Annotated in this window: 22 protein-coding genes; 14 read left to right on the forward strand and 8 right to left on the reverse strand. The window is 63.2% G+C overall.

What is annotated here, in order from left to right; all coding sequences use genetic code 11:
• Nucleotides 1-3 precede the first annotated feature (3 nt).
• The 5 genes from IB279_RS00125 to IB279_RS00145 are packed head-to-tail and all read left to right on the forward strand — an operon-like array spanning nt 4 to nt 5,551.
• Entirely contained in the window at nt 4-747 is a 744-nt protein-coding gene (locus IB279_RS00125; protein WP_375292939.1) for a CpaD family pilus assembly protein, read from the forward strand.
• An 18-nt stretch (nt 748-765) separates the two neighbouring features.
• Nucleotides 766-2,052, forward strand: coding sequence for a CpaE family protein (locus tag IB279_RS00130; protein WP_060580521.1), 1,287 nt, complete (start codon nt 766-768; stop codon nt 2,050-2,052).
• Between the two features lie 17 nt (nt 2,053-2,069).
• Nucleotides 2,070-3,536 (forward strand): CpaF family protein, encoded by a 1,467-nt coding sequence (locus IB279_RS00135; protein WP_162727380.1) that lies wholly within the window; start codon nt 2,070-2,072, stop codon nt 3,534-3,536.
• Between the two features lie 8 nt (nt 3,537-3,544).
• Entirely contained in the window at nt 3,545-4,555 is a 1,011-nt protein-coding gene (locus IB279_RS00140; protein ID WP_089043061.1) for a type II secretion system F family protein, read from the forward strand.
• Between the two features lie 9 nt (nt 4,556-4,564).
• Nucleotides 4,565-5,551: a type II secretion system F family protein gene (locus tag IB279_RS00145; RefSeq protein WP_034805049.1), complete on the forward strand. Its 987-nt coding sequence runs from the start codon at nt 4,565-4,567 to the stop codon at nt 5,549-5,551.
• A 170-nt stretch (nt 5,552-5,721) separates the two neighbouring features.
• Here IB279_RS00145 and IB279_RS00150 read toward each other — a convergent pair whose 3' ends face one another.
• A complete protein-coding gene (locus IB279_RS00150; protein ID WP_112770718.1) occupies nt 5,722-6,546 on the reverse strand; it encodes a tetratricopeptide repeat protein in 825 nt (274 codons plus the stop codon).
• A 131-nt stretch (nt 6,547-6,677) separates the two neighbouring features.
• On the opposite strand from IB279_RS00150, the gene IB279_RS00155 reads away from it, so the two are divergent.
• From IB279_RS00155 to IB279_RS00165, 3 genes are all read left to right on the forward strand, one after another.
• On the forward strand, nt 6,678-8,069 hold the full coding sequence (locus IB279_RS00155; RefSeq protein WP_112770717.1) for a M17 family metallopeptidase: 1,392 nt from the start codon (nt 6,678-6,680) through the stop codon (nt 8,067-8,069).
• Between the two features lie 86 nt (nt 8,070-8,155).
• Entirely contained in the window at nt 8,156-8,506 is a 351-nt protein-coding gene (locus IB279_RS00160; protein WP_034805040.1) for a helix-turn-helix domain-containing protein, read from the forward strand.
• 6 nt (nt 8,507-8,512) lie between these two features.
• Nucleotides 8,513-9,367, forward strand: coding sequence for an NlpC/P60 family protein (locus tag IB279_RS00165; RefSeq protein WP_034805036.1), 855 nt, complete (start codon nt 8,513-8,515; stop codon nt 9,365-9,367).
• Nucleotides 9,368-9,513: 146 nt separating this feature from the next.
• On the opposite strand, the gene IB279_RS00170 is transcribed toward IB279_RS00165, so the two are convergent.
• The 5 genes from IB279_RS00170 to IB279_RS00190 form a co-directional block, all read right to left on the reverse strand.
• The gene (locus IB279_RS00170) at nt 9,514-10,473 is read right to left on the reverse strand and encodes a glyoxylate/hydroxypyruvate reductase A (protein ID WP_112770716.1); all 960 of its coding nucleotides are present in this window, start codon (nt 10,471-10,473) and stop codon (nt 9,514-9,516) included.
• Between the two features lie 8 nt (nt 10,474-10,481).
• Nucleotides 10,482-12,110 (reverse strand): ABC transporter ATP-binding protein, encoded by a 1,629-nt coding sequence (locus tag IB279_RS00175; protein WP_034805312.1) that lies wholly within the window; start codon nt 12,108-12,110, stop codon nt 10,482-10,484.
• 8 nt (nt 12,111-12,118) lie between these two features.
• Nucleotides 12,119-13,255: an ABC transporter permease gene (locus IB279_RS00180; RefSeq protein WP_112770715.1), complete on the reverse strand. Its 1,137-nt coding sequence runs from the start codon at nt 13,253-13,255 to the stop codon at nt 12,119-12,121.
• Nucleotides 13,255-14,337 (reverse strand): microcin C ABC transporter permease YejB, encoded by a 1,083-nt coding sequence (locus IB279_RS00185; RefSeq protein ID WP_034805012.1) that lies wholly within the window; start codon nt 14,335-14,337, stop codon nt 13,255-13,257. Before IB279_RS00185 ends, IB279_RS00180 begins: the two co-directional genes overlap by 1 nt.
• A 177-nt stretch (nt 14,338-14,514) precedes the next feature.
• Nucleotides 14,515-16,374, reverse strand: coding sequence for an extracellular solute-binding protein (locus IB279_RS00190; protein ID WP_192338910.1), 1,860 nt, complete (start codon nt 16,372-16,374; stop codon nt 14,515-14,517).
• Nucleotides 16,375-16,605: 231 nt separating this feature from the next.
• Here IB279_RS00190 and mepA point away from each other — a divergent pair, with 231 nt between their 5' ends.
• The 6 genes from mepA (at nt 16,606) to IB279_RS00220 (ending at nt 22,735) form a co-directional block, all read left to right on the forward strand.
• Nucleotides 16,606-17,658 carry a penicillin-insensitive murein endopeptidase gene (gene mepA / locus IB279_RS00195; RefSeq protein ID WP_034805006.1) on the forward strand — a complete coding sequence of 351 codons (1,053 nt, stop codon included), beginning with the start codon at nt 16,606-16,608 and terminating at the stop codon, nt 17,656-17,658.
• A 105-nt stretch (nt 17,659-17,763) separates the two neighbouring features.
• Entirely contained in the window at nt 17,764-18,144 is a 381-nt protein-coding gene (locus tag IB279_RS00200) for a methylglyoxal synthase (RefSeq protein ID WP_034805003.1), read from the forward strand.
• Nucleotides 18,145-18,257: 113 nt separating this feature from the next.
• A complete protein-coding gene (locus IB279_RS00205) occupies nt 18,258-19,277 on the forward strand; it encodes a glucokinase (protein ID WP_034804985.1) in 1,020 nt (339 codons plus the stop codon).
• A gap of 112 nt (nt 19,278-19,389) precedes the next feature.
• The gene (locus IB279_RS00210; protein WP_089043069.1) at nt 19,390-21,225 is read left to right on the forward strand and encodes an ABC transporter ATP-binding protein; all 1,836 of its coding nucleotides are present in this window, start codon (nt 19,390-19,392) and stop codon (nt 21,223-21,225) included.
• A gap of 21 nt (nt 21,226-21,246) precedes the next feature.
• The gene (gene dapB, locus IB279_RS00215) at nt 21,247-22,065 is read left to right on the forward strand and encodes a 4-hydroxy-tetrahydrodipicolinate reductase (protein ID WP_112770712.1); all 819 of its coding nucleotides are present in this window, start codon (nt 21,247-21,249) and stop codon (nt 22,063-22,065) included.
• Nucleotides 22,066-22,099: 34 nt separating this feature from the next.
• Nucleotides 22,100-22,735 carry a 2,3-bisphosphoglycerate-dependent phosphoglycerate mutase gene (locus tag IB279_RS00220; RefSeq protein WP_034804979.1) on the forward strand — a complete coding sequence of 212 codons (636 nt, stop codon included), beginning with the start codon at nt 22,100-22,102 and terminating at the stop codon, nt 22,733-22,735.
• Nucleotides 22,736-22,812: 77 nt separating this feature from the next.
• Here the strand turns inward: IB279_RS00220 and IB279_RS00225 are convergent, their stop codons facing one another.
• Nucleotides 22,813-23,700 carry a bifunctional helix-turn-helix domain-containing protein/methylated-DNA--[protein]-cysteine S-methyltransferase gene (locus IB279_RS00225; RefSeq protein ID WP_034804968.1) on the reverse strand — a complete coding sequence of 296 codons (888 nt, stop codon included), beginning with the start codon at nt 23,698-23,700 and terminating at the stop codon, nt 22,813-22,815.
• A gap of 103 nt (nt 23,701-23,803) precedes the next feature.
• Nucleotides 23,804-24,301 carry a DUF2244 domain-containing protein gene (locus IB279_RS00230; protein ID WP_034804964.1) on the reverse strand — a complete coding sequence of 166 codons (498 nt, stop codon included), beginning with the start codon at nt 24,299-24,301 and terminating at the stop codon, nt 23,804-23,806.
• Nucleotides 24,302-24,313: the final 12 nt, after the last annotated feature.

Consider the following 24,313-nt stretch of genomic DNA (forward strand, 5'->3'; position numbering starts at 1 on the left):
GTCATGACGCTTCGAACCGATTTCCACGTGAATTCCGAAAGGCCGAACGCCATGTCCTCAGGTCCGTCCGGAACATTCATCCGTCGCACGAGCCGGGCAGCCGTCCTGGTGCTGGCCGGTGCCCTGCTTGCCGGTTGCGGCACGAGGGACAATCTCGCGACTGGCTCCATCCCCGATGACTACCGCACCCGGCATCCGATTGTGCTCGCCGAGGGGGAACGCGTCATCGACATCCCGATCGCCTCGGGCGATCGCCGTCTTACTCAGGGTACGCGCGATGTCGTCGCCGGTTTTGCGGCCGACTATCGCAACTCGGCAAGCGGCGTCGTGCAGATCATGATGCCGCGGGGCGCTGCCAACAGCCACGCCGCCCAGGCGATGCGCCGGGAAATCCGCGGCGTGCTGGTGAATGCAGGCGTACCGGCCAAGAGGTTGCTGGAGACGAGCTACGACGCCGGACCCTATGGCGACGCGGCCCCTATCCGTCTGAGCTATGTGGCGATCACGGCACAGACGGGACCTTGCGGCACCTGGCCGGAAGACCTGAACCTCAACACCTTGGAAAACAAGAACTATTACAACTTCGGTTGCGCCTCGCAATCGAACCTGGCGGCCCAGCTTGCCAACCCGACGGACCTCCTCGGTCCGCGTCAGATGTCGCCGATCGACGCCGAGCAACGCGGCCAGGTGATCACGGATTGGCGTGGAACCGAGAAGAAGGACGGCACGGTCATCACCTTCAACTGATATCGGCTGGATGAAAAGATGAGTACCATCGATTACAGGATCGAGACTGGCACCGAGGGGGACGACCCGTCCTTCGATGCGCGTATGAGCGATCTGGAGCAGGTTCGTCCGTTGCCGCGGATTTCGATCCACGCGTTTTGCGAGAGCAACGCGATGTTGCGGCTGATGGAGCGGTGCGGCCAGGATCGGCGCATGGCGAAGGTTAGCCTGCGCATCAACAGCGGCAGCATCGATGCCGCCGCCAACATGTTCGCGACCGTATCGACGCCCAACCTGATCATTCTCGAGACGGCGACGGAACCTCGGTCGCTGCTGACCGAACTGGCGCCGCTGGCGGAAGTCTGTGATCCCAGCACCAAGGTGATCCTCGTCGGCAAGCACAACGATATCGGGCTCTACCGCGAACTCATCCGCAACGGCATTTCCGAATACATGGTCGCGCCGGTTTCGATGCCGGACATTCTCACTGCCGTTTCGGCGATCTTCGTCGACCCGGATGCCGAACCCTTGGGGCGAAGCATCGCCTTCATCGGTGCGAAGGGCGGCTGCGGATCGTCCGTGATCGCACACAATTGCGCCTGGGGCATCTCCAGCCTGTTTTCGACCGAAACGATTCTCGCCGATCTCGACTTGCCCTATGGCACCGCCAACATCGATTTCGACCAGGATCCGCCGCAGGGCATTGCAGAGGCGGTCTTTGCGCCGGAGCGCCTGGACGAGGTATTTCTCGATCGTCTGCTGACCAAGTGCTCCGAGCACCTGTCGCTTCTGGCGGCACCTTCGATGCTCGACCGCGCTTATGACTTCGAGACCGGGGCTTTTCACCCGATCCTCGAGATCCTGCAGCGCAGCGCCCCCGTTTCCGTTCTCGACATTCCGCACCTGTGGACGGACTGGACACGGTCCGTGCTCGGCGAAGCCGACGAGGTGGTGATCACGGCGATCCCCGATCTTGCCAGCCTGCGCAACACCAAGAACCTGCTCGACGCCCTGAAGAGGCTGCGCCCCAACGACAAGGCCCCCCACCTGGTGCTGAACCAGGTCGGCATGCCGAAGCGGCCGGAGATTGCCGCCAACGAGTTCTGCGATTCGCTGGAAATCGAAGCCGCGGCCATCATTCCCTTCGACGCGGCTCTGTTTGGTAACGCTTCGAACAGCGGGCGGATGATCGCCGAAATCGACAAGAAAGCGCCGGCCGCTGAAACCTTCTCGCAGCTCGCACATCTTCTGACCGGCCGCGTGACGATGAAGAAGGCCCGGCGCGGCGGCCTCGGCAAGATGCTTGCAGCGCTCGGCAGGAAATAGGACGTAGGATTACGCAGATGTTTGGCAAGCGCGGAAACGAAGGCTTCGGCAAAGGCGGCGGCACCCCGGTTTCCGCCCCTCCGCCGATCGTGGCTGCGGTGCAAGCGCCGGTGGTCGAGCGCGCCGTGCCGGTTCTCGCCGATACGCCCTCCGCTGGTGCCAGGTCGCCGACGCCAGCCCCGCCGGCAAGACGGCGGCAGGCGCGGACGGAAGACTACTACGACACGAAATCGCAGGTCTTCTCCGCGCTGATCGACACGATCGATCTGTCGCAGCTCGCCAAGCTCGATACGGAGAGCGCGCGCGAGGAAATCCGCGATATCGTCAACGACATCATCACGATCAAGAACTTCGCGATGTCGATCTCCGAGCAGGAGGAATTGCTCGACGATATCTGCAACGACGTTCTGGGGTACGGTCCGCTCGAACCGCTGCTTGCCCGCGACGACATCGCCGACATCATGGTCAACGGTGCAGGCCAGACCTTCATCGAAGTTGCCGGTAAAGTGCAGGAATCGGAAATCCGCTTCCGCGACAACGCGCAGCTTCTTTCGATCTGCCAGCGCATCGTCGGCCAGGTCGGCCGCCGCGTCGACGAATCGAGCCCGATCTGCGACGCCCGCCTGCCGGACGGGTCCCGCGTCAACGTCATTGCCCCACCGCTCGCCATCGACGGCACGGCGCTGACCATCCGCAAGTTCAAGAAAGACAAGCTGACGCTCGAGCAGCTGGTTCGCTTCGGCTCGATAACGCCAGAGGGCGCCGTTCTCCTGCAGATTATCGGTCGCGTCCGCTGCAACATCGTCATTTCGGGCGGCACGGGCTCGGGCAAGACGACGCTTCTCAATTGCCTGACACGCTATATCGACACGGATGAGCGCGTGATCACCTGCGAAGACACGGCCGAACTCCAATTGCAGCAGCCGCATGTCGTGCGCCTCGAAACCCGCCCACCGAACATCGAAGGCGAAGGCGAGATCACCATGCGCGATCTCATCAAGAACTGCCTGCGCATGCGCCCCGAACGCATCATCGTCGGCGAAGTGCGCGGCCCGGAAGTCTTCGACCTGTTGCAGGCGATGAACACCGGCCATGACGGCTCGATGGGAACCATCCACGCCAACACGCCGCGCGAATGCCTGAGCCGCATGGAATCTATGATCGCGCTTGGCGGTTATACGCTGCCGGCAAAGACCGTGCGCGAGATCATCGCCGGATCGGTGGACGTGATCATCCAGGCGTCCCGCCTTCGCGATGGTTCCCGCCGCATCACCCACATCACCGAGGTGGTGGGCATGGAAGGCGACGTGATCATCACCCAGGACCTGATGCGCTACGAGATCGATGGCGAAGACGCCGGCGGGCGGATCATCGGCCGCCACATGTCGACCGGCATCGGCCGGCCGCACTTCTGGGATCGCGCGCGCTACTTCAACGAGGACAAGCGACTGGCCGCGACCCTCGACGCGATGGACAAGGGCTAGGAGCTGCGATGTTCGGGATAGACATCACCGTTCTGGCGCTAGCGGCCCTCGTCGCCATATCGGCGGCGGCGCTTGCCTACGGCCTGCTGTTCTCGCGCATCGAAAGCGAAAAGAAGGCGGAAGGCCGCGTGCGCAAGATCAGCGCGGCGGAAACCGACCGCGCCAAGATGAAGGCCGCGCGCGACCGCGTGAGCGAACTGTCGAAACGGCGAAAATCCGTCCAGGATTCGCTGAAAGAATTGGAAAAGAAGCAGCAGGAACGCTCGGCAAAGACAGCGCCCTCGATGAAGGTGCGTCTCACCCAGGCGGACCTGTCGATCTCCATCGGGCGCTTTTATCTGTTCAGCGCGCTCTTCGGTTTTTTCGCCTTTCTGGTCGTGCTGATACTGGGCGCCGGGCTCCCCATTGCCGTCGGCTTCGGCCTGGTCGCCGGGCTCGGCCTGCCGCGCTGGTTCATCGGCTACCTGGTCAAGCGGCGCTGCAAGAAGTTCCTCGAGGAATTCCCGAACGCGCTTGAGGTCATGGTCCGCTCGATCAAGTCGGGCCTTCCCTTGAACGACGCGCTACGTCTCATCGCCGCCGACGGCCAGGAGCCGGTCAAGACCGAGTTTCGCCGCGTGGTGGAATCCCAGCAGGTGGGCCTGAGCGTGACCGAAGCCTGCGCCCGTATGGTCAACAGCATTCCCCTGCCGGAGGTGAATTTCTTCGCCATCGTGATCGCCATCCAGGCGCAGGCGGGCGGCAATCTCTCGGAAGCTCTAGGCAACCTGTCGAAGGTCCTGCGCGAGCGCAGGAAGATGAGAGCGAAGGTCAGTGCCATGTCGATGGAAGCCAAGGCCTCGGCCTGCATCATCGGCGCCCTGCCGTTCATCGTCGCGCTTTTGGTCTACCTGACATCGCCCGCCTACATGATGGTGCTTTTCACCGACCCCCGCGGTCATCTGATCATCGGTGCCGGCCTGTTCTGGATGAGCATCGGCATTTGGGTGATGCGCAACATGATCAACTTCGACATCTGAGGGGCGTCGATGAGCACTGACCTGATCAAGACCCTGACCGATCCCAACGTCGTCGTCGCCATTCTGGTTTCGCTCGCCGTGCTCGCAACCTTCTATTCGCTGATCGTGCCGCTGTTCGATCGCGGCGATCTCGGCAAGCGGATGAAGTCCGTTGCGACCGAGCGCGAGCAGATCCGGGCGCGCGAACGCGCGCGGCTTGCCGCCGAGGTTCAAAACGGCCGGGCAAGCCTGCGCGGGCAGAACAACGCCTCCATCCGCCAGGTCGTCGAACGGCTCAACCTGCGCTCGGCGCTCGTCGACGATAATACCGTCAACCGGTTGAAAATGGCCGGCTTCCGTTCGCAGAACGCGCTCAACACCTTCCTGTTCGCGCGCTTCTGCCTGCCCTTCCTGTTTCTGCTCGTCGCGCTCGTCTATATCTTCGTACTCGGCAATTTTGCCGACAAGCCGCTGATGGTGCGGCTCTTCTTTGCGATCGGCTTTGCCTATCTTGGCTTTTATGCGCCGAACATCGTCGTGGCCAACGCCATCACCAAGCGCCAGGCGTCGATACGCCGGGCCTGGCCGGATGCGCTGGATCTCCTGCTGATCTGCGTCGAATCGGGCGTGTCGATGGAGCTCGGCATGCGTCGCGTCGCCGACGAGGTGGCATCGCAATCGCAGCAACTGGCGGAAGAGCTGGTGCTGACGACGGCGGAACTGTCGTTTCTGCCCGAGCGCCGGGTTGCACTTGAAAATCTCGGACAGCGCACCGGCCTCGACGAGGTGAAATCCGTGGTCCAGGCACTGATCCAGGCGGACCGCTACGGTACGCCGATCGCTCAGGCCCTGCGTGTGCTAGCGCAGGAAAGTCGCGACCAGCGCATGACGGCAGCCGAGAAGAAGGCGGCTGCACTGCCGCCGAAGCTGACTGTACCGATGATCCTGTTCTTCCTGCCGGTGCTGGTCGCCGTCATCCTTGGGCCGGCCGGCATCCAGGTCGCCGACAAGTTCTAGACAGCAGCGCCGGCATCGGCGCTCTACAATCATGGGTTCGAAGACTGCGTGCGCGGTGGCGGACAAAGGCATGCCGCGCGAATGTGCGCGGCTGACTTTGCGGATGACGGTAGCGGTAGATGGGAAGCGCTAGAGGCGCCAAGAGCGTCTCTGAAGAACGCGGCGCGCCTTTAGTTGGCGACCTTCTTGTCGTCGGCCTTGGCGAGCTCTTTCCATGCGCCCTGCTGCGAAAGCATTGAGCGCAGATAGGCGACGTTCGCTTCCGCCTGCTCGCTGGAAAGCTCCTGGCGGGCGATCGTCTCGGCTTCCTGGAAGCGGCCCTGAAGGCCGACGGCGAGCGCGAGGTTCTGGCGCACGCTGCTGTCGGCGCCGGGCTGGCTTGCCGCCGACTTGAGATAGGTTTCGGCGGTACGAAGGTCCTTGGTCAAAAGATAGGACATGCCGAGATTGGAGAGTACTGACGGCTCGTTCGGCTTGAGGTCGAGAGCCTCGCGGTAGCGCAGTCGCGCCTCCTGGGCGCGGCCCAGCTGGTCGAGGATTGCGCCCTCGGCCGATTTCAGCTTCCAGTCCGGACGGTCGGGTGTCTGCGCCCGGCCGATTGTCGCAAGCGCCTGCTCGAGCTGGCCGGCGGCGGCCTGTGCCTTGCCGTAGGCGCCGAGCACTTCGCGGTCCGACGGATGGTTGATCGCGACCTGCTGCATCACCGCAAGCGCCTGCTCATTGCGGCCGGTCATGCGCAGGAGATTGGCATAGTTGAGGCCCGCTTCGCGATCCTTGGGGTTCTTTTCATAGGCCTGGCCGATGCTTTCGGCAGCGGCCGAAAGCTCAGGCGCGGTCATCGACTGCACCGGTTTTGACGTTCTGGAGATCGACCCCGTCGTCAGTTCCTTCTTCGGCTGGTTGGCGCAGCCGGCAAGCGAAAGCGCCACCAGCGCGATCGCCGCGCCCTGCAAGAAACGGGCGTGTTTCGAGGATGAGGTCGTATATTTGGCCATGTGTGTCCCCAGCATGCATTCGCGCACCTGAACTTCAGACAACACCGGCGCAACTTTCACTCCAGCAATAATCTGTTAACCCTAACAGAGCGTTAATGGCGCGATTCCATCTCTGTCAGCCGAGGACTTTCATGGCTCCCTATCAGTTCATCGAGCGGCCGTCGCCGTTCAACAGCAGCGCCGGCAAGACCCTGCCGATCTTCGCCGTCACGCCGGCGCATATCGAGACGGGGACGATCGACCCGATCGCTTTGGACTGGGCGCGTAAGGCAGGCTTTACGGCCGAGTCCGGCGCGGTGTTGTTGATCCCGTCCGCCGACGGCCATCTTGGCGGCGCGCTCTTCGGCCTCGGCAGCAACCCGTCGGAAGCGCCGTTCCTCGCAGGCAAGCTGGCGCGGGCGCTGCCGGCCGGCAAATGGCATATCGAAACGGCACCGCTGACGGCCAACCGGCTGGCGCTCGGCTACGGCCTCGGCTCGTATCGCTTCGAGCGCTACAAGTCCGCCAAGGGCGAACCGCCGACGCTGCTCATCCCCGCCGATGCGGACGCGACCGACATCAAGCGCCAGCTCGCTGGCGTGTTCCTCGCCCGTGACCTCATCAACACGCCGACCAACGACATGGGACCGGAAGCGCTCGAAGGCGCGTTCCGCGCGCTTGCCGCCCACTACAAGGCCGATGTTTCGGTCATAACCGGCGAAGCGCTGCTGACGCAGAACTTCCCGCTGGTTCACACCGTCGGCCGCGCCAGCGCCGAGGCTCCACGCCTGCTGGAGCTGCGCTGGGGCAAGAAGGGCCACAAGAAGGTAACGCTCGTCGGCAAGGGCGTGTGCTTCGATACCGGCGGTCTCGACATCAAGCCGTCGGCCTCCATGCTGCTGATGAAGAAGGACATGGGCGGTGCCGCCAACGTCCTTGGCCTGGCGCTGATGATCATGGACGCCAAGCTCAAGGTGGATCTGCGCGTCATCGTGCCGGTGGTCGAAAACTCTATTTCCGCCAATGCCTTCCGGCCGGGCGACATCTATCGCAGCCGCAAGGGCCTGACGGTGCAGATCGACAATACCGATGCCGAAGGCCGGCTGATCCTTGCCGACGCGCTCGCCTATGCCGACGAAGAGAAGACGGATCTGCTCGTCGACATGGCGACGCTGACCGGTGCCGCGCGCGTCGCGCTCGGCCCGGATCTGCCGCCTTTCTTCACCGACGATGCCGATCTGGCCCACGATCTGACGGAAGCAAGCCTCGAGGTCGACGATCCGATGTGGCGCATGCCGCTCTATAACGGGTATGACAAGGATGTCTCGGCCCGCATCGCCGACCTCACCAACGCGCCTGCGGGCGGCATGGCCGGATCGATCACTGCGGCACTCTTCCTCCGGCGCTTCGTCACCAACGCCAAGAGCTGGGTCCATTTCGATATCTTCGGCTGGGCTCCGTCCGAGCGCCCGCATTCGACGGTTGGCGGGGAGGCGCAGGCAATCCGTGCGCTTTACCAGCACGTCCAGAAGCTGACGAGGTAACCGCAACCAGCGTAACCGGCAAAGAAACGCTTGCGTAACGATCCGCCGCTATCGTGGCGGATCAGTATCACGCGTAGGAGCCGCCATTGCCGATCGAGCTAACGCCCTCCCAGGCCCTCGGGCTTTGGCATTCGGTGTCGCTCGCCCAGGTTCGCGTCGACAGCCGCGACCTGACCTTGCGGCAGCTGGCGATCCTGCTGCACATCTACCTCGTGCCGCCGCCGCACACCGTGCGTGGATTGGCGGCGACGCTTGGGGTCACCAAGCCGGTCATCACCCGCGCGCTCGACACCATGGGAGCGCTTGGACTAGTCGATCGCACCCGCGACGAGCGTGATCGCCGCAACGTCGTCATCAAAAGGACAGTCGAGGGTGCTCTCTATCTTGAAAAATTCGGTGACCTGATCATTGATCAGGGCCGCAAGCAGCTGAAGTGAGTAGACATGTCGACACCGCCCGATCGCCGCCTGAACGCCTATCGCCCCGACCTCGCAGAGAGCCGGCTACGCGGTGTCGTGCAAGCCGAACGCTACGTCGAGGGAAGCGTTGCGCGCATCTCAGTTCCAGTTGCGCCCCTGCGGGCCAAGCCCGATCTCGCCTGCGGCACCGACACCGAGCTGCTGCTCGGCGAATCCGTTCGGGTACTCGACACCAACGAAAGCTGGTGCTGGGTGAAGGCCGATCTCGACGGCTATGTCGGCTATCTTCCGGAGTATTGCCTTGCGCCGGTGGTCAAGAGCCCGACTCATATCGTGACGGCGCCGCGCACCTTCGTCTATACCGGCCATGATCTGCGTTTCCCGACGGTCTATCCGCTGTCGATGGGCAGCCGGTTGACGGTTGTCGATGAACGCGAAACGAGGGGCACGCGCTACTTTCTGCTCGACGGCGGCCAGGCGGTCATCGCCAATCACTGCATCGAGGTCGGCAGCGTCGTGCCGGGAGACTATGTCTCGGTCGCTGCCCGCTTCGTCGAAACACCCTATCTCTGGGGCGGGCGTTCCGGCTTCGGCATCGATTGCTCCGGCCTTGTGCAATTGTCGATGATGATGGTCGGCAGGCAGGCGCCGCGCGATTCCGACATGCAGGCGACGGGGTTGGGAACGCCGATTGGGCGCGAAGAGCTCACGCGCGGCGACCTCGTCTTCTGGAAAGGGCACGTCGCGCTGATGGAGGACGACGAAACCCTGATCCACGCCAACGGTCACACGATGACGGTTGCGCGAGAGGGCTTGGAGGCCTCGATCGAGCGGATTGGCTGGCTCTATGAGCAGCCGACGGGCTACCGCCGTCCCTGAGCGCCCGCAAACGGAGCGTAGGGGGGGCGCGAGCCTCCGCAATCGTAGCCGATGAAGGCAAAACACCCGTTCACGTCGCAGAATGCGACGCTGCGTCTCTGCCAGGAGGCTCGGCGTGGCAAGCGTCGCACCTCGCTTTCGCTGGATCAGTAGCCGGCTACTTTGTCGACGACGTGTTCGAGCGCCTGTCCGCCTTCGAAGCGGGCGATCTGCTGCTCCACATGGCGGAAGAGGGCCTTGACGTCGGAGGATGCCGCCACGTGCGGTGTGACGTAGACGTTGGGCAGGGTCCAGAAGCGGCTGTCCTGGGCAAGCGGCTCCTGCTCGAAAACGTCGAGCGAGGCACCAGCGAGCACGCCGCTGTCGAGCGCCTTCAGGATGTCCGCTTCGACCTGGCTACCGCCGCGGCCGGCATTGATGAAGACAGGCGCGCCGAACGGGCCGTTACGGCTGAGCCTTGCAAACAGGCGCAGGTTGAAAATGCCGCGGGTGTCCGGCGTCAGCGGCAGCAGGCCGACAAGGAAGTCGCTGCGTGCCAGGAAGCTGTCGAGTTCGTTGCCGCCAAAGGTCTCGATGCCGGCGACGTCGCGCTTGCTGCGCGACCAGCCGATGACCTTGAAGCCCATGGCCGAGAGCTTGCGGGCGGCGTCCTGGCCAAGCACGCCCATGCCCATGATGCCGACGGTGATGTCGGCGGCTTCTGGCTGGGTCAGGTCGCGCCATTCGCGTTTCGCCGCCTGCGCCTCGTAGGTGCGGTGCTGGCGCAGGTGCATGAGGCACTGCATGACCACCCATTCGCTCATGCGCGTCGTCAGCGTCTGGTCGACGAAGCGCACGAGCGGTACTTCGGGAAGGCCCGGCAAGGTCAGGACGTGGTCGACGCCGGCGCCGCCGGAGAACACCACCTTGAGATTCGGCGCCCTTTCGAAGAGGTCCGGTGCCGATTTCCAGACGACTGCATAGTCGATGCCCGAGAGGTCGCGGTTGTGGTGCACGGCATCGGCGCGGTTGATCACCTCGCGATCCGGGAAGGCCCCGCGAAGCGCCGCCTCGACCTCCTCCGGAATGAACTTCAGATCGACGATGACGGGGCTTTTTGCGGACATTCGGGCACCTATTGGCGGATCGCGGTCAAGTTGACGGCTTCGAGGTTGAAGGCGGCAGCCATCAGCGCCTTCGTGTAGTCCTGGCTCGGGGCATTGAAAATGCGTTCGGCCGGGCCCTGCTCCACCACCTTGCCCATGCGCATCACGATCATCTCGTTGGCAAGGGCGCGCACGACCTTGAGGTCGTGGCTGATGAACAGATAGGCGAGGTCGTGTTTGCTCTGCAGGTCCCGCAGCAGGTCGACCACCTGCGCCTGCACGCTCATGTCGAGCGCCGAGGTCGGCTCGTCGAGCATCACGAATTGCGGCTTAAGCACCATGGCGCGGGCAATGGCGATGCGCTGCCGCTGGCCGCCGGAGAACTCGTGCGGATAGCGCCAGCGGGTCGCGGGATCGAGGCCCACTTCTTCGAGCGCCGCCGCGACGCGGGCGTCGCGCTCGTTGTCGGATAGGGAGCGCTCGTGGATTTTCAGGCCTTCGGCGATGATATCGGCCACCGACATGCGCGGGCTGAGTGAGCCGTAGGGATCCTGGAAGACGATCTGCATCCGGTTTCGAAGCGGCCGCATCTCGTTGAAGCTGTAGCGGTCGATGTCCTTGCCGATGAAGGCGATGCGACCCTTCGACGAGATCAGCCGCGTCAACGCAAGCCCGAGCGTCGTCTTGCCGGAGCCGGATTCGCCGACGACGCCGAGTGTCTGGCCTGCACGCAGCTTCAGGTCGATGCCGTCGACGGCCTTCACATGATCGACCACCTTGCGCAGGAATCCGGCCTTGATTGGGAACCACACCTTCATCTCAGAGGCTTCCATCACGATCGGCTTCGACGCGTCAGACGGCGGCGGATTGCCCTTCGGCTCGGAGGCGAGCAGATGGCGGGTGTAGGCATGCTGCGGATTGGCAAAGATCTCGGCGGTCGGTCCCGTTTCGACGATCTTGCCCTTCGTCATGACGCAGACCCGATCGGCGATCTTGCGCACGATGCCGAGGTCATGGGTGATGAACAGCATCGACATGCCGTGCTCATCCTTGAGCGTCTTCAACAGCTCGAGGATCTGTGCCTGCACGGTGACGTCGAGTGCGGTCGTCGGCTCGTCGGCGATCAAGAGTTCCGGTCGGTTGGCGAGCGCCATCGCGATCATCACACGCTGGCGCTGGCCGCCCGAGAGCTCGTGCGGATAGGCGCTCAGCCGCTTCTCCGGCTCGCGGATGCCGACCTGGTTGAGCAGCTCGAGAATCCGCGTGCGCCGCGCAGCACCCTCCAGCCCCTGGTGCAGTTCGAGGATCTCGCCGATCTGCCGCTCGATCGAGTGCAGCGGGTTGAGCGAGGTCATCGGCTCCTGGAAGATCATGGTGATGTCGTTGCCGCGGGCGTGGCGCAGCTCCGCATCGCTGGCTTTCAGCAGGTCCTTGCCGTTGAAGACGATTTCGCCGCTCGGGTGGCTGGCGGACGGGTAGGGCAAGAGCTTCAGGATCGAATTGGCCGAGACCGATTTGCCCGAACCGGATTCGCCGACAAGCGCTACGGTCTCGCCGCGCCTGATGTCGAAGGAGATATGGTCGACGGCAACGGAGGTGTTGCCGCCCTGGTGAAAGGCGACGGAGAGGTCGCGGACGGAGAGGATTGGATCTGTCATCGTCGCGCTCACCGGAACGTCTTTCTCGGATCGAAGGCATCGCGCGTCGCTTCGCCCACGAAGATCAGCAGCGACAGCATCAGCGACATGACGCAGAAGGCCGTCAGCCCCAGCCAGGGCGCCTGCAGGTTGGACTTGCCCTGGGCGATCATCTCGCCGAGCGAGGGCGATCCCGGCGGCATGCCGAAGCCGAGGAAGTCGAGCGAAGTCAGCGTCGTGATCGAGCCAGAGAGGATGAAGGGCAGGAAGGTCAGCGTCGCCACCATCGCGTTCGGCAGGAGGTGGCGATACATGATCGTGCCATTGCCGACGCCGAGCGCGCGTGCCGCGTTGACGTATTCGAAATTGCGAGCCCGCAGGAACTCGGCGCGCACGACGCCGACGAAACCGACCCAGGAGAACAAGAGCATGATGCCGAGCAGGATGAAGAAGCCTGGCGGCAGGATCGCGGCGATGATCAGGAGAATGTAGAGCACCGGCATCGACGACCAGATCTCGATGAAGCGCTGCATCAGGAGGTCGGTCCAGCCGCCGAAATAGCCCTGGATGGCGCCGGCGGTGACACCGATCACCGCCGAGGCGATGGTGAGCGTCAGGCCGAAGAGCACCGAGATGCGGAAGCCGTAGATCATGCGCGCAAAGACGTCGCGGGCCTGGTCATCGGTGCCGAGCCAATTGAGGTTTCCGACGATGCAGTTCCGGTCGTTGGACTTGTCAGGGTAGGCGGAGCAGCGCTCTTCCTTGTCCATCAGCCAGAACGGCTTGGTCGGCGCCGAATGCGGGATGTTGGAATTGACCGTCTGGTAGGAATAGCGCACCGGCGGCCAGATCATCCAGCCATTGGCCTCGATCTCGTCGCGGATGAAGTCGGAGCGATAGTCAGTCTCGGCCAGGAAGCCGCCGAACTTTTCCTCCGGATAGTCGATGACGACAGGGAACAAAAGCTCTCCCTTGTAGGAGGCGATGATCGGCTTGTCGTTGGCGATCAGTTCACCGACCAGGCTGAGCCCGAACAGCGCCAGGAACAGCCAAAGCGACCAGTAGCCGCGTCGGTTCGCCTTGAAATTCTGCCAGCGGCGCTGGTTGACCGGTGACAACCAGCCACGCGGCGCCACAGCGGTCGGGGACGTTGCGACGCTTGCCATCAGACGTCCCTCCGCTCGAAATCGATGCGCGGATCGACCCAGGTGTAGATGAGGTCCGACAACAGGCTGACGAGCAGGCCCATCAGCGAAAAGATGAAGAGGGTGGCAAAGACGATCGGATAGTCGCGCTTGACGACCGAATCATAGCCGAGTCGGCCAAGGCCATCGAGCGAGAAGATGTATTCGATCAAAAGCGAGCCGGTGAAGAAGGCCGAGATGAAGGCGCCGGGGAAGCCGGCGATGATGATCAGCATGGCGTTGCGGAACACGTGGCCATAGAGCACCTGGCCGTCGGTCAGGCCCTTGGCCCGTGCCGTCGTTACATACTGCTTCTTGATTTCGTCGATGAAGGAATTCTTGGTGAGGAGCGTCGTCGTCGCAAAGGCCGAGAGCAGCAGCGTGATCAGCGGCAGCGTCATGTGCCAGATGTAGTCGAGGATCTTCTGCCACCAGGGCAAATCCCAGAAATTGTCGGAGACGATGCCACGCAGCGGGAACCAGTCGAAGAACGAGCCGCCGGCAAAGACGACGATCAGCAGGATGCCGAAGAGGAAGCTCGGCACAGCGTAGCCGATGACGATGATGCCCGAGGTCCAGACGTCGAAGGCAGAACCGTCGGATACGGCCTTCTTGATGCCGAGCGGGATGGAGATCGCGTAGGAGAATAGAAGGATCCACAGCCCGAGCGAGATCGAGACCGGCATCTTCTCCTTGATCAGATCGATCACCGAGGTGTTGCGGAAGAAGCTCTCGCCGAAATCGAAGCGGAGATAGTTCCACATCATGGTAGCGAAGCGTTCGAGCGGCGGCTTGTCGAAGCCGAACTGCTTTTCGAGCTTGGCGATGAACTCCGGGTCAAGCCCTTGAGCGCCGCGATAGCGCCCGCCTTCGTCGCCGCCGGCCTGCATCAGGTCGCCGCTGCTGCCCGACAGGCGATCGGAGCCGCCGGCATTGGTCAGGTCCGAGATCACCTGCTCGACCGGGCCGCCGGGCGCGAATTGCACCACGATGAAGGAGATCGCCATGATCCCGAAGATCGTCGGGATCATCAAAAGCAGGCGGCGCAGGATGTAGGCACCCATCAGGCGGGCCTTTCGATCGACGTGTGGGCGGTGGCCCGGACCGGCGAAGCGTCGGCAAGCCGTCTATGGTGTCTCAATCCCTGTGTCTCCTTGCGGCTGTCAGGCCCGGATCGGGGCTTGTTTCAATGATTCGTTTTTTTGCATTTGGAATCGAGACGCCATTCGAGTGCAAGGACTTCATTTGGGGGAGGCGTTTTTCGACCACCACGCGTCCGGAAAGCCTATTCCGTAGTAGGGCAGTTCCTGCGGACGGGCGAGCTGGTTCCAGTAAGCCACGCGAACCGAGCGCGAGTAGAACAGCGGAACCACGAAGTGATGGGCGAGAAGAACGCGATCGAGGGCCCGTGTTGTTGCCACCAGTTCGTCGCGGTTGGGCGCGAAGATGATCCTGCGGATGAGTTCGTCGATCGCCGGATCGGATATGCCGGCATAGTTTCTCGATCCCTGCTGATTGACCGAAGCCGAACCCCAGTAGTCGATCTGCTCGTTGCCGGGTACCAGTGTTTGCGCCCAGATGCCGTAGATCATGTCATAGTCGAAGCTTCGGACGCGGTTGGTGTATTGCGAATCGTCGACGGTCCGGATGCGCGCATCGATGCCGATCTTCTTCAGGCTGTTGATGAACGGCGTGACGGTGCGCTCGAACGAGGGGTTGGCCAAGAGCAATTCGAAGCTGAAGGGCTCGCCGCTCTTTACGTTGGCCAGGCGGTTGCCCTTGAGTTCGTAGCCCGCCTCCTTGAACAGCGCCAGCGCCTTGCGCAGGTTGTCGCGCACCTTCTGCGGGTCGCCGTTGACCGGGTTCGCGTAGGGCGCGGTGAAGACTTCTGGAGGAACCTTGTCCTTCAGTTCCTCCAGAATGGCCTTCTCGCGTCCTTCCGGCAAAGCCTTGGAGGCAAGCTCGGTGCCCCAGAAGTAGCTGTCGACACGCTGGAAGGCGTTGTAGGCGAGGTTGCGGTTCAGATCCTCGAAGTCGAAGGCGTAGTTCAGCGCCTCGCGCACGCGCTGATCCTTGAATTTGTCGCGGCGCATGTTCGGCACGAAGGCTTGCATGATGCCGGCTGCGCGCAGCGGATTCTCGATCTCCTCGCGGACCACACGGCCATCCTTCATCGCCGGAAAGTCATAGGCGGTCGCCCAGTGACTGGCGCTGTTGTCCTGGTAGAAATCGACGTTGCCGGCGCGGAAGGCTTCGAACTGCACGTTCCTGTCGCTGAAGAAGGCATAGCTGATCACGCCGAAATTATATTGCCCGACATTGACGTTAAGGCTCTTGCCCCAATAGTCGTCCCTGCGTTCGAAGCGGATCGAGCCGCCGGCCTGGAACGACGCAATCTTGTAGGGGCCTGAGCCCATCACCGGCTCCAGCGTCGTGCGGCTGATGTCGCGCTTGTTGCCCTTCTCGTCCTCGCCTTCCCACCAGTGTTTCGGCACGATGGGGAACTGGCCGAGGATGTTCGGCATTTCGCGGTTGTTCTTCTCGTCGAAGCGGAAGGTGACGTCGCGGTCGCCAGTCTTTTCCGCCGAAACCACGTGGCGGTAGTAGTTGGACAGAAGCGGATTATGTTCCTTCACTTTTTCGAACGAAAAAACCACGTCCTCCGGCGTCACAGGCTTTCCGTCAGCCCACTTGGCCTCGGCGCGCAGGCGAAACGTCGCGGAGGAAATATCGTCGGGATAGGAAACGCCCTCGGCCAGCAGCCCATAGGCGGTTGTGATCTCGTCCTCGGCCGATTTCATCAACGTATCGAAGACGAGCGAGGTTACGCCGCTCGCCGCCTCGCCCTTGGAGAGAATTGGATTGAAGGTATCGAATGTACCGCTCTCCGACAGGCGCAGCTCTCCACCCTTGGGAGCGTCAGGATTGACGTAGTCGAAGCGCGCAAAATCGGGCTTGTATTTCAGTTCACCGATTGACGATGTTCCGTAGCGCCAGACGGGCTGTTCTTGGGCATTGCCTGCAGGAGGGAGGAGAAGAAACGCCGCTGTCAGTAGCGAGGCAGCGAGGCCAGGTTTCACGGTCCTGCAGAAGTTTGGCATCCAGCCGGTACCCCTTATATTTCAATCTTCTTTTGCGAGAGCATAGGCGAAATCAGGGCAAATGACAGGCACTGCCGCAAATCAGGCCAAATTTTTGAGTCACATCCCGGTGATTCACAAGCGTGTAGCGCGTAAGGCTGAGGCAAAGACGGGGCCTTAGGATCGGGGTTCGCCGGAGAGGCATGCCGCACATCGGCGCCGCTCGCCGCGAGACAAACGGGACGAAATTCAATGATTGCTCCATTTCGACGTTGCGGCTCGGCGTTTCTTGCGCTGCTGCTCGGAACAAGCCTCCTGATCGCCGACAACGCCGCGGCGGACGAAACGCCGGCCAAGGCGCTTTTCGGCGCCAAGGCCCTGCCTGCCGAGATGGCGGCAAATTCCTACGGCTTCTATGCGAAGGGATGCCTAGCCGGCGGTGTCGCCATCCCGACCGACGGGCCGACCTGGCAGGCAATGCGGCTGTCGCGCAACCGCCGCTGGGGCCATCCGCAGATGATCGCGCTGATCGAGCAGTTTTCCCACGACGCCGCCGACAAGGTCGGCTGGCCGGGCCTGTTGCTCGGCGATATCTCGCAGCCACGCGGCGGGCCGATGCTGTCGGGCCACGCCTCGCACCAGATCGGGCTCGATGCCGATATCTGGCTGACGCCGATGCCGCAACGCACGCTTACCTATCGCGAGCGCGAGGACATCTCCGCCACCTCGATGTTGCAGAAGAACAAATTCCTGACGGTCGATCGTTCGATTTGGACGCCGAAGCACGCGCAGCTGATCATGTTGGCGGCGAGCTACCCGCAGGTGGAGCGCGTCTTCGTCAATCCGGCGATCAAGAAGAAGCTCTGCGATACCTGGACGGGCGACCGCACGAATCTTGGCAAGGTCCGGCCGATCTACGGCCACGATTATCACTTCCACATCCGCATCAAGTGCCCCGCCGGCGCTTCGACCTGCAAGGATCAGGCGGAAGTGCCGGCGGGCGACGGCTGCGACAAGTCGCTGGCCTGGTGGTTCACCGACGAGCCATGGGCGAAGCCGACCAAGAAGCCGGACGCAAAGCCCGTCAAGCCGAAGGTGACGACACTTGCCGACTTGCCGAAGGCCTGCGCTCTGGTCCTGAACGGCCCGGCGCCGGCCTCGGAAGCGGCCGCCACTTTTGGCACGGCCTACCGGGCTGCCGCGCCGGCTGCAGCGAACGATAGCATCGAGCAGGTGATCGGTGCGTCCGGTGATGTCCCGCCGGCCGATATCCCCGTACCAATGGCGCGTCCGACGCTGCAGTAGGATTAAGGACACACGGGCGGGGCGGGGAGGCATCTGCCTTCCCATTCCCGTGGCGCTCATGTATAGGGCAATCAAATCGATTTAAATATTGATGCGAGGCCCGGCATGGCGGATCGGAAATGTGTTGCGCTGATCGCGCATGATCAGAAGAAGGACGATCTTGCGGACTTTGCCAAGGCGCACGAGACGGTTCTGGCTGACTGGCGGATCGTCGCCACCGGCACGACCGGCGGTCGCGTCCTCGACGTCTGCCCAAGCCTCGATATCACCCGGCTGAAAAGCGGCCCCCTCGGCGGTGACCAGCAGATCGGCGCGATGATCGCCACCGGCGAAGTGCAACTGTTGATCTTCTTCGTCGATCCGCTGACCGCTATGCCGCACGATGTCGACGTCAAGGCGCTGATGCGCCTCGCCATCGTCTACGACATTCCGATGGCGCTCAATCGTGCAACGGCCGAGCAGTTGATCGACCTGAACCCCAGATGATGCGGGCTCCCGGCGGGCGGATTCTATTGAAATCCTCCCGCACTTTTCCTCATCCCGTTCTGTCTGATAGACAGTTCAGCAACCCAAGATGACGATCAGGATGGATCTTTGCGATGTCCGGTACCAGTGAACACAGCTTTCCCTTTCCGATCCTGATCGGCGACATCGGCGGCACCAATGCGCGCTTCGCCCTGCTCATCGACGCTTTTGCCGACCCGAAGCAGCTGCCGCCGATCAAGACCGGTGATTTCGAGACGATCGAGGAGGCGCTGCAGAAGAGCATTCTCGACAAGACCTCCGTGCAGCCGCGCTCGGCGATCCTGGCGGTCGCTGGTCCGATTCGGGGCGACGAAATTCCGTTGACCAACGCCGGCTGGGTGATCCGGCCGAAGGACATGCTTTCGAGCCTCGGCCTCGAAGACGTGCTCATCATCAACGACTTCGAGGCGCAGGCGCTTGCCGTCGCCGCTCCGGCGGATGAGGATCTGGTGCAGATCGGCGGCGGCAGCATTCGGCCGATGACCTCCCGCGTCGTGCTGGGTCCGGGAACTGGCCTTGGCGTCGGCGGTCTGGTCTTTGCCCAGCACACCTGGTTCCCGGTGCCGGGCGAAGGCGGACATGTCGATATCGGTCCGCGCACTGAGCGCGACTTCCAGATCTGGCCCTTTCTCGAGCCGATCGAAGGCCGCATGGCCGGCGAGCAGATCCTCTGCGGCCGCGGCATCATGAACCTTTACCGCGCCGTCTGCGCCGCCGATGGCGTTGACCCGGTTCTGACGGACCCCGCGGAAGTAACGACGCACGCGCTGGCTGAGAGCGACAGGGCGGCGATCGAGACCATCTCGCTGTTTTCGACCTATCTCGGGCGGGTCGCCGGCGACATGGCTCTGATCTTCATGGCCCGTGGCGGCGTTTTCCTGGCGGGCGGCATCTCGCAGAAGATCCTGCCGGCGCTCTTGAAGTCGCCCTTCCGTGCTGCCTTCGAGGACAAGGCGCCGCACTCGGCGCTGATGCGGACGATCCCCACCTTTGCCGTCATTCACCCGATGGCGGCACTCTCGGGATTGGCGGCCTTTGCCCGCACACCGAGGGATTTCGGTGTGGCAACGGAAGGACGCCGCTGGAGAAGCTGAGCCCGCTGCGCGCGCAAAGACTCGCCAAAGCGATATCAAACCACTATAGAGCGCCGGGAAAGATCGGGCCGGATGCCGGCTCTCCAGATTGGTTCCAGGGAAGACGGGCTTTTTGAGCGCCAGCAAGAAAAAACAGCACGCGGTCGACTCCGATACGATCAGCGGAATCCTCAAGCGGGTGATTGCCGAAAACGGTCGTGACCACATTCGCGGCTATGTTTTCGCCATCAGTTGCCTGGCCGTGGTCGCCGCGACGACCGGCTTTACCGCCTCGATCATGGAAACCGTGATCAACGAGGCCTTCGCCAACAAGCGGGCGGACATCGTTCTGCTCGTCTGCGGCGCAATCCTTGCCGCCTTCGTGCTGCGCGGCTTTGCCACCTATGGCCAGGCCGTCGCGCTTTCGAAGATCGGCAACAACATCGTCGCGCGCTACCAGCGCCGCCTTTATGCCCATCTGATGGCGCTCAGCGTCGGCTATTTCAACGAGACCCGCTCGGCGCAGCTTGCAGCCCAGATCAGCCAGAATGTCAGCGGCATTCGCGACGTGCTCAATCTGACCGTTACCTCAATCGCGCGCGACCTGCTGACGCTGATCGGCCTGGTCGGCGTCATGTTTGCCAAGGACTGGTTGCTGTCGATCATCGTCTTTGTCGCAGCGCCTCCTCTGCTCCTGGGCCTGCGCTATGTGTCCAAGCGCTTGCGCTCGGCCACGCGCGAGGCGATCGAGGTCAACAGCCGTGTTCTCGGCGCGATGCAGGAGACCATTCAGGGCATCACCATCGTCAAGGCCTTCACCATGGAAGGCGAGCTGCGTGGCAAAGTCGAGACGATCATCGACCGGGCCGAAAACCGCGCCAACCGCATTGCGCGGCTGAGCGAGCGTACCGCGCCGATGACCGAAACCTTCGCGGGTCTGGCGATTTCGGCCGTGCTTGCCTATTCGGCTTTCCGCGCCATCTACGCCGACGTGCCGCCCGGTGCCTTCTTCGCCTTCGTCGTCGCCCTGCTCATGGCCTATGATCCGGCCCGCCGCCTGGCGCGCCTTCAGGTCTCGCTCGAACGCGCCGCCGTCAACGCCCGCATGGTCTACGAGATCCTCGACACCGTGCCGCACCAGCGCGACAAGGCCGATGCCAAGGAACTGGCGTTTACGAATGCCGCTGTCGAACTGCGTGACGTGCGCTTCCGCTATCCCAATGGCGACGAGGTGCTGAAGGGCGTCAGCTTCGTGGCCGAGGGCGGCAAGACGACCGCGCTCGTCGGCCCCTCGGGTGCCGGCAAGTCGACGGTCATCAGCCTCATTCCACGGTTCTACGATCCGGCATCCGGCCAGATCCTTATCGACGGGCAGGACATCGCCGACGTCACCAAGCAGTCGCTGCGCAAGGGCATCGCCTATGTGTCGCAGCAGCCCTATCTCTTCGAAGGCTCGATCCGCGACAACATCCGCTACGGCCGCATCGACGCGACGGATGCCGAGGTGGAGGACGCTGCACGGCTTGCCTACGCCCATGAGTTCATCCTTGCGCAGCCGCAGGGCTACGATACGCCGGTCGGCGAGAACGGCATGACGCTATCGGGCGGTCAGCGCCAGCGTCTGTCGATCGCACGTGCGCTTGTGCGCAACGCCCCGATCCTTCTGCTCGACGAGGCTACCTCCGCGCTGGATACCGAATCGGAAGCCGCCGTGCAGAAGGCGCTCGACCACGCGATGGATGGCCGCACGGTGATCGTGATCGCACATCGACTTTCGACCGTCGTCAACGCCGACAAGATCATCGTCATGAAGGATGGCTCCGTCGTCGAGGAAGGCACCCATGTCGATCTTGCACGGCGGCCGGACGGTCTCTACGCTCGCCTCCACAATCTCCAGGGTCAGTCTTCGGAAGAGCAGTCGCCTGAAGGCGAGGCGCCCGAAGCGCCGGCCGACGCCGAAATTCACTAGCGGACAAGAAGGAAATCACCGATGGGCGCAAACGATATGAAGCTCGTGGTGGTGGGTGCGGCCGGCCGTATGGGTCAGACGCTGATCAGGACGGTTCACGCGATGGACGGCGTGCGGCTGCATGCGGCCGTCGAGCGCTCCGGTTCTCCCTTCATCGGCCGCGATGCGGGCGAACTCTCCGGCCTAGGCCCGATCGGCGTGCCGGTGACCGACCATCCGCTCGAAGCCTTCGTCGAAGCAGAAGGCGTCCTTGATTTCACGGCGCCGGCTGGCACCGTCGAGTTTGCCGGGCTCGCCGCCCAGGCCCGCATCGTCCATGTGATCGGCACCACCGGCTGCTCGTCCGACGACGAGGCGAAGATCCGCGCTGCCGCCCGCCACGCCCGTATCGTCAAGTCGGGCAATATGAGCCTCGGCGTCAACCTGCTCGGTGTGTTGACGGAGAAGGCGGCGCGGGCGCTGGGTTCGGCCGACTGGGACATCGAAATCCTCGAAATGCACCACAAGCACAAGGTAGATGCGCCCTCGGGCACGGCCCTGCTTCTCGGCGCGGCGGCGGCGAAGGGGCGCGATATCGCCCTTGCCGACCACTCCGTGCGCGTGCGTGACGGTCATACGGGTCCGCGTCCGGCTGGCACGATCGGTTTTGCGACGCTGCGTGGCGGCTCGGTCATCGGCGAACACTCGGTCATTCTTGCCGGCGAAGGCGAGCAGGTGACGCTCTCGCACAGCGCCACGGACCGTTCGATCTTCGCGCGCGGCGCCGTCACCGCTGCACTCTGGGCCCGCGGCCAGAAGCCCGGTTTCTACTCGATGCTCGACGTTCTCGGGCTCAACTGACCTTTTCACTCTCAAGTCTCAAGGGGAATTCGACATGAGCGGTACTCTCGTCCTCGTCCGGCATGGCCAGAGCGACTGGAACCTGAAGAACCTGTTCACCGGCTGGCGTGATCCGGACCTGACGGAACTCGGCGTCGAGGAAGCCAAGGCCGGCGGCAAGGCGCTTGCCGACTACGGCATCAAGTTCGACATCGCGTTCACTTCGGACCTCGTTCGCGCCCAGCGCACGTGCCAGTTCGTGCTCGACGCCGTCGGCCAGTCCTCGCTCGAAACGATCCGCGACCAGGCGCTGAACGAACGCGACTACGGCGACCTGTCGGGCCTTAACAAGGATGACGCCCGCGAGAAGTGGGGCGAAGAGCAGGTGCATATCTGGCGCCGCTCCTACGACATTCCGCCTCCGGGCGGCGAGAGCCTGCGCGACACCGGCGCACGCGTCTGGCCCTATTACCTGACCGAGATCCTGCCGCGCGTGCTGTCGGGCCAGAAGGTCCTGGTCGCTGCACACGGCAACTCGCTGCGCTCGCTGGTCATGGTGCTCGATCGCCTGAGCAAGGAACAGATCCTGAAGCTCAACCTCGCGACCGGCGTGCCGATGGTCTACAAGCTCAACGCCAATTCGACCGTCGCTTCCAAGGAAGTGCTCGGCGACATGTCCGGCGCCCACTGAGCGCTGACAGACGGAGAATGAAAAAGGAGCGCTTGGCGCCCCTTTTTGCGTCTGTGATGATGCTGGGAAGCCTGTAATCAGATCGTGCCGTCGGCCGCCTTGCCGGCTTCCCAGCCGAGGATGGCGCGTTTGCGCGTCAGGCCCCAGTGATAGCCGGTGAGATCGCCGCTTTTGCCAAGCGCGCGGTGGCACGGAACCACGAACGAGATCGGGTTGCGCCCGACCGCAGCACCCACGGCGCGCGATGCCGTCGGCTGGCCGATGTTGCCGGCGATGTTCGAATAGGTGGTGGCGCAGCCGAGCGGGATCTTGAGCAGCGCCTGCCAGACCCGGATCTGGAAGTCGGAGCCGATGAGGAAGATGCGCAGCGGCTCGTCCTGCCTCCAGCGCGAAGGATCGAAGATGCGCGCGGCGTATTGGGACGTCGCCGCGCTGTCCTCGATGTAGCGGGCGTTCGGCCAGCGTTGCGCCATGTCCTCGAAGCTTGCCTGCTCGCCGCCGGCATCGTTGAAGGCAAGGCCGGCGAGGCCGCGCTCGGTGATCATCACCAGCGCCGTGCCGAAGGGTGAGGGATGATAGCCGAAGCGGATTGTCAGCCCTTCGCCGCGCGCCTTCCATTCGCCCGGCGACATCGCCTCGTGGGTGACGAACAGGTCGTGCAGCCGGCTCGGTCCTGACAGGCCCACTTCGATGCTGGTTTCCAGCAGCGGCATGTCTTCCTGGCGCAGCAGGCGCTTGGCGTGGTCGAGCGTGACGGCCTGCAGGAAGGCCTTCGGCGAAAGCCCGGCCCAGCGGGTGAAGACCTTCTGGAGCTGCGTCGGCGACTGCTTCAGGCGCTGTGCCACGGATTCGAGCGACGGCTGGTCGCGATAGTCCTCGGTGAGCATTTCGATCACGCGGCTGACCGTATCATAGTCGGTGCCTTTCGGCGTGATGTCGGTGGGTACGGATGTCGCAATGTTCATGGCTCTTCTCCTGTCTTGTCACAGGTAACCATTTGCTGGCCCCGTCAACCACCCGAAACTTGAAAACATGCGATCGGCGGGGTGCCGCCACAAGCGCCAGGCGTCAGCGGCGGCGAACGGTCGCAAGCGCGCCCGAGAGCGCCAGCGCAAAAGTCTCGCGGTCGTCGCGGTTGAGGAACGAGCCGATATCGGTTCGGCGGCCACCGCCGCTGATCGTCATCGAGACGATGCCGATCTCCTGATGCCGGGCGACATTCAAGCGCGCCCAGAACGGATTGAAACGATGTTCGCTGATCTGGCCCGAGGGCGTGAACTTGCGCACCGAAACGTCCGTCCTGCTAACGCGGACCTCTTCGCGGCTGAGCCCCGAGCGATTGTTCAGCCAGAAGGCGCCGAACAGCAGCAGGTAGTCGAGCCCGAAAAAGAACACCACCGGCCAGGCGCCGATGATGAGGAAGACGAGGCCGTGAACGAGGCTCAGGAGCCCGGCGATCAGGAAGAACATTTTGAAGCCGCGGCGCCCGAGCGAGCGATAGGGCGTGAGCTCGGCGGTGAAGACCGGAGCGTCCTCAGATGGGGTGGTGGCGTTGCCATGGATCATGACCTTTGACTA

Source organism: Ensifer sp. ENS06, from assembly GCF_014852205.1.
Taxonomy (GTDB): domain Bacteria; phylum Pseudomonadota; class Alphaproteobacteria; order Rhizobiales; family Rhizobiaceae; genus Ensifer; species Ensifer adhaerens.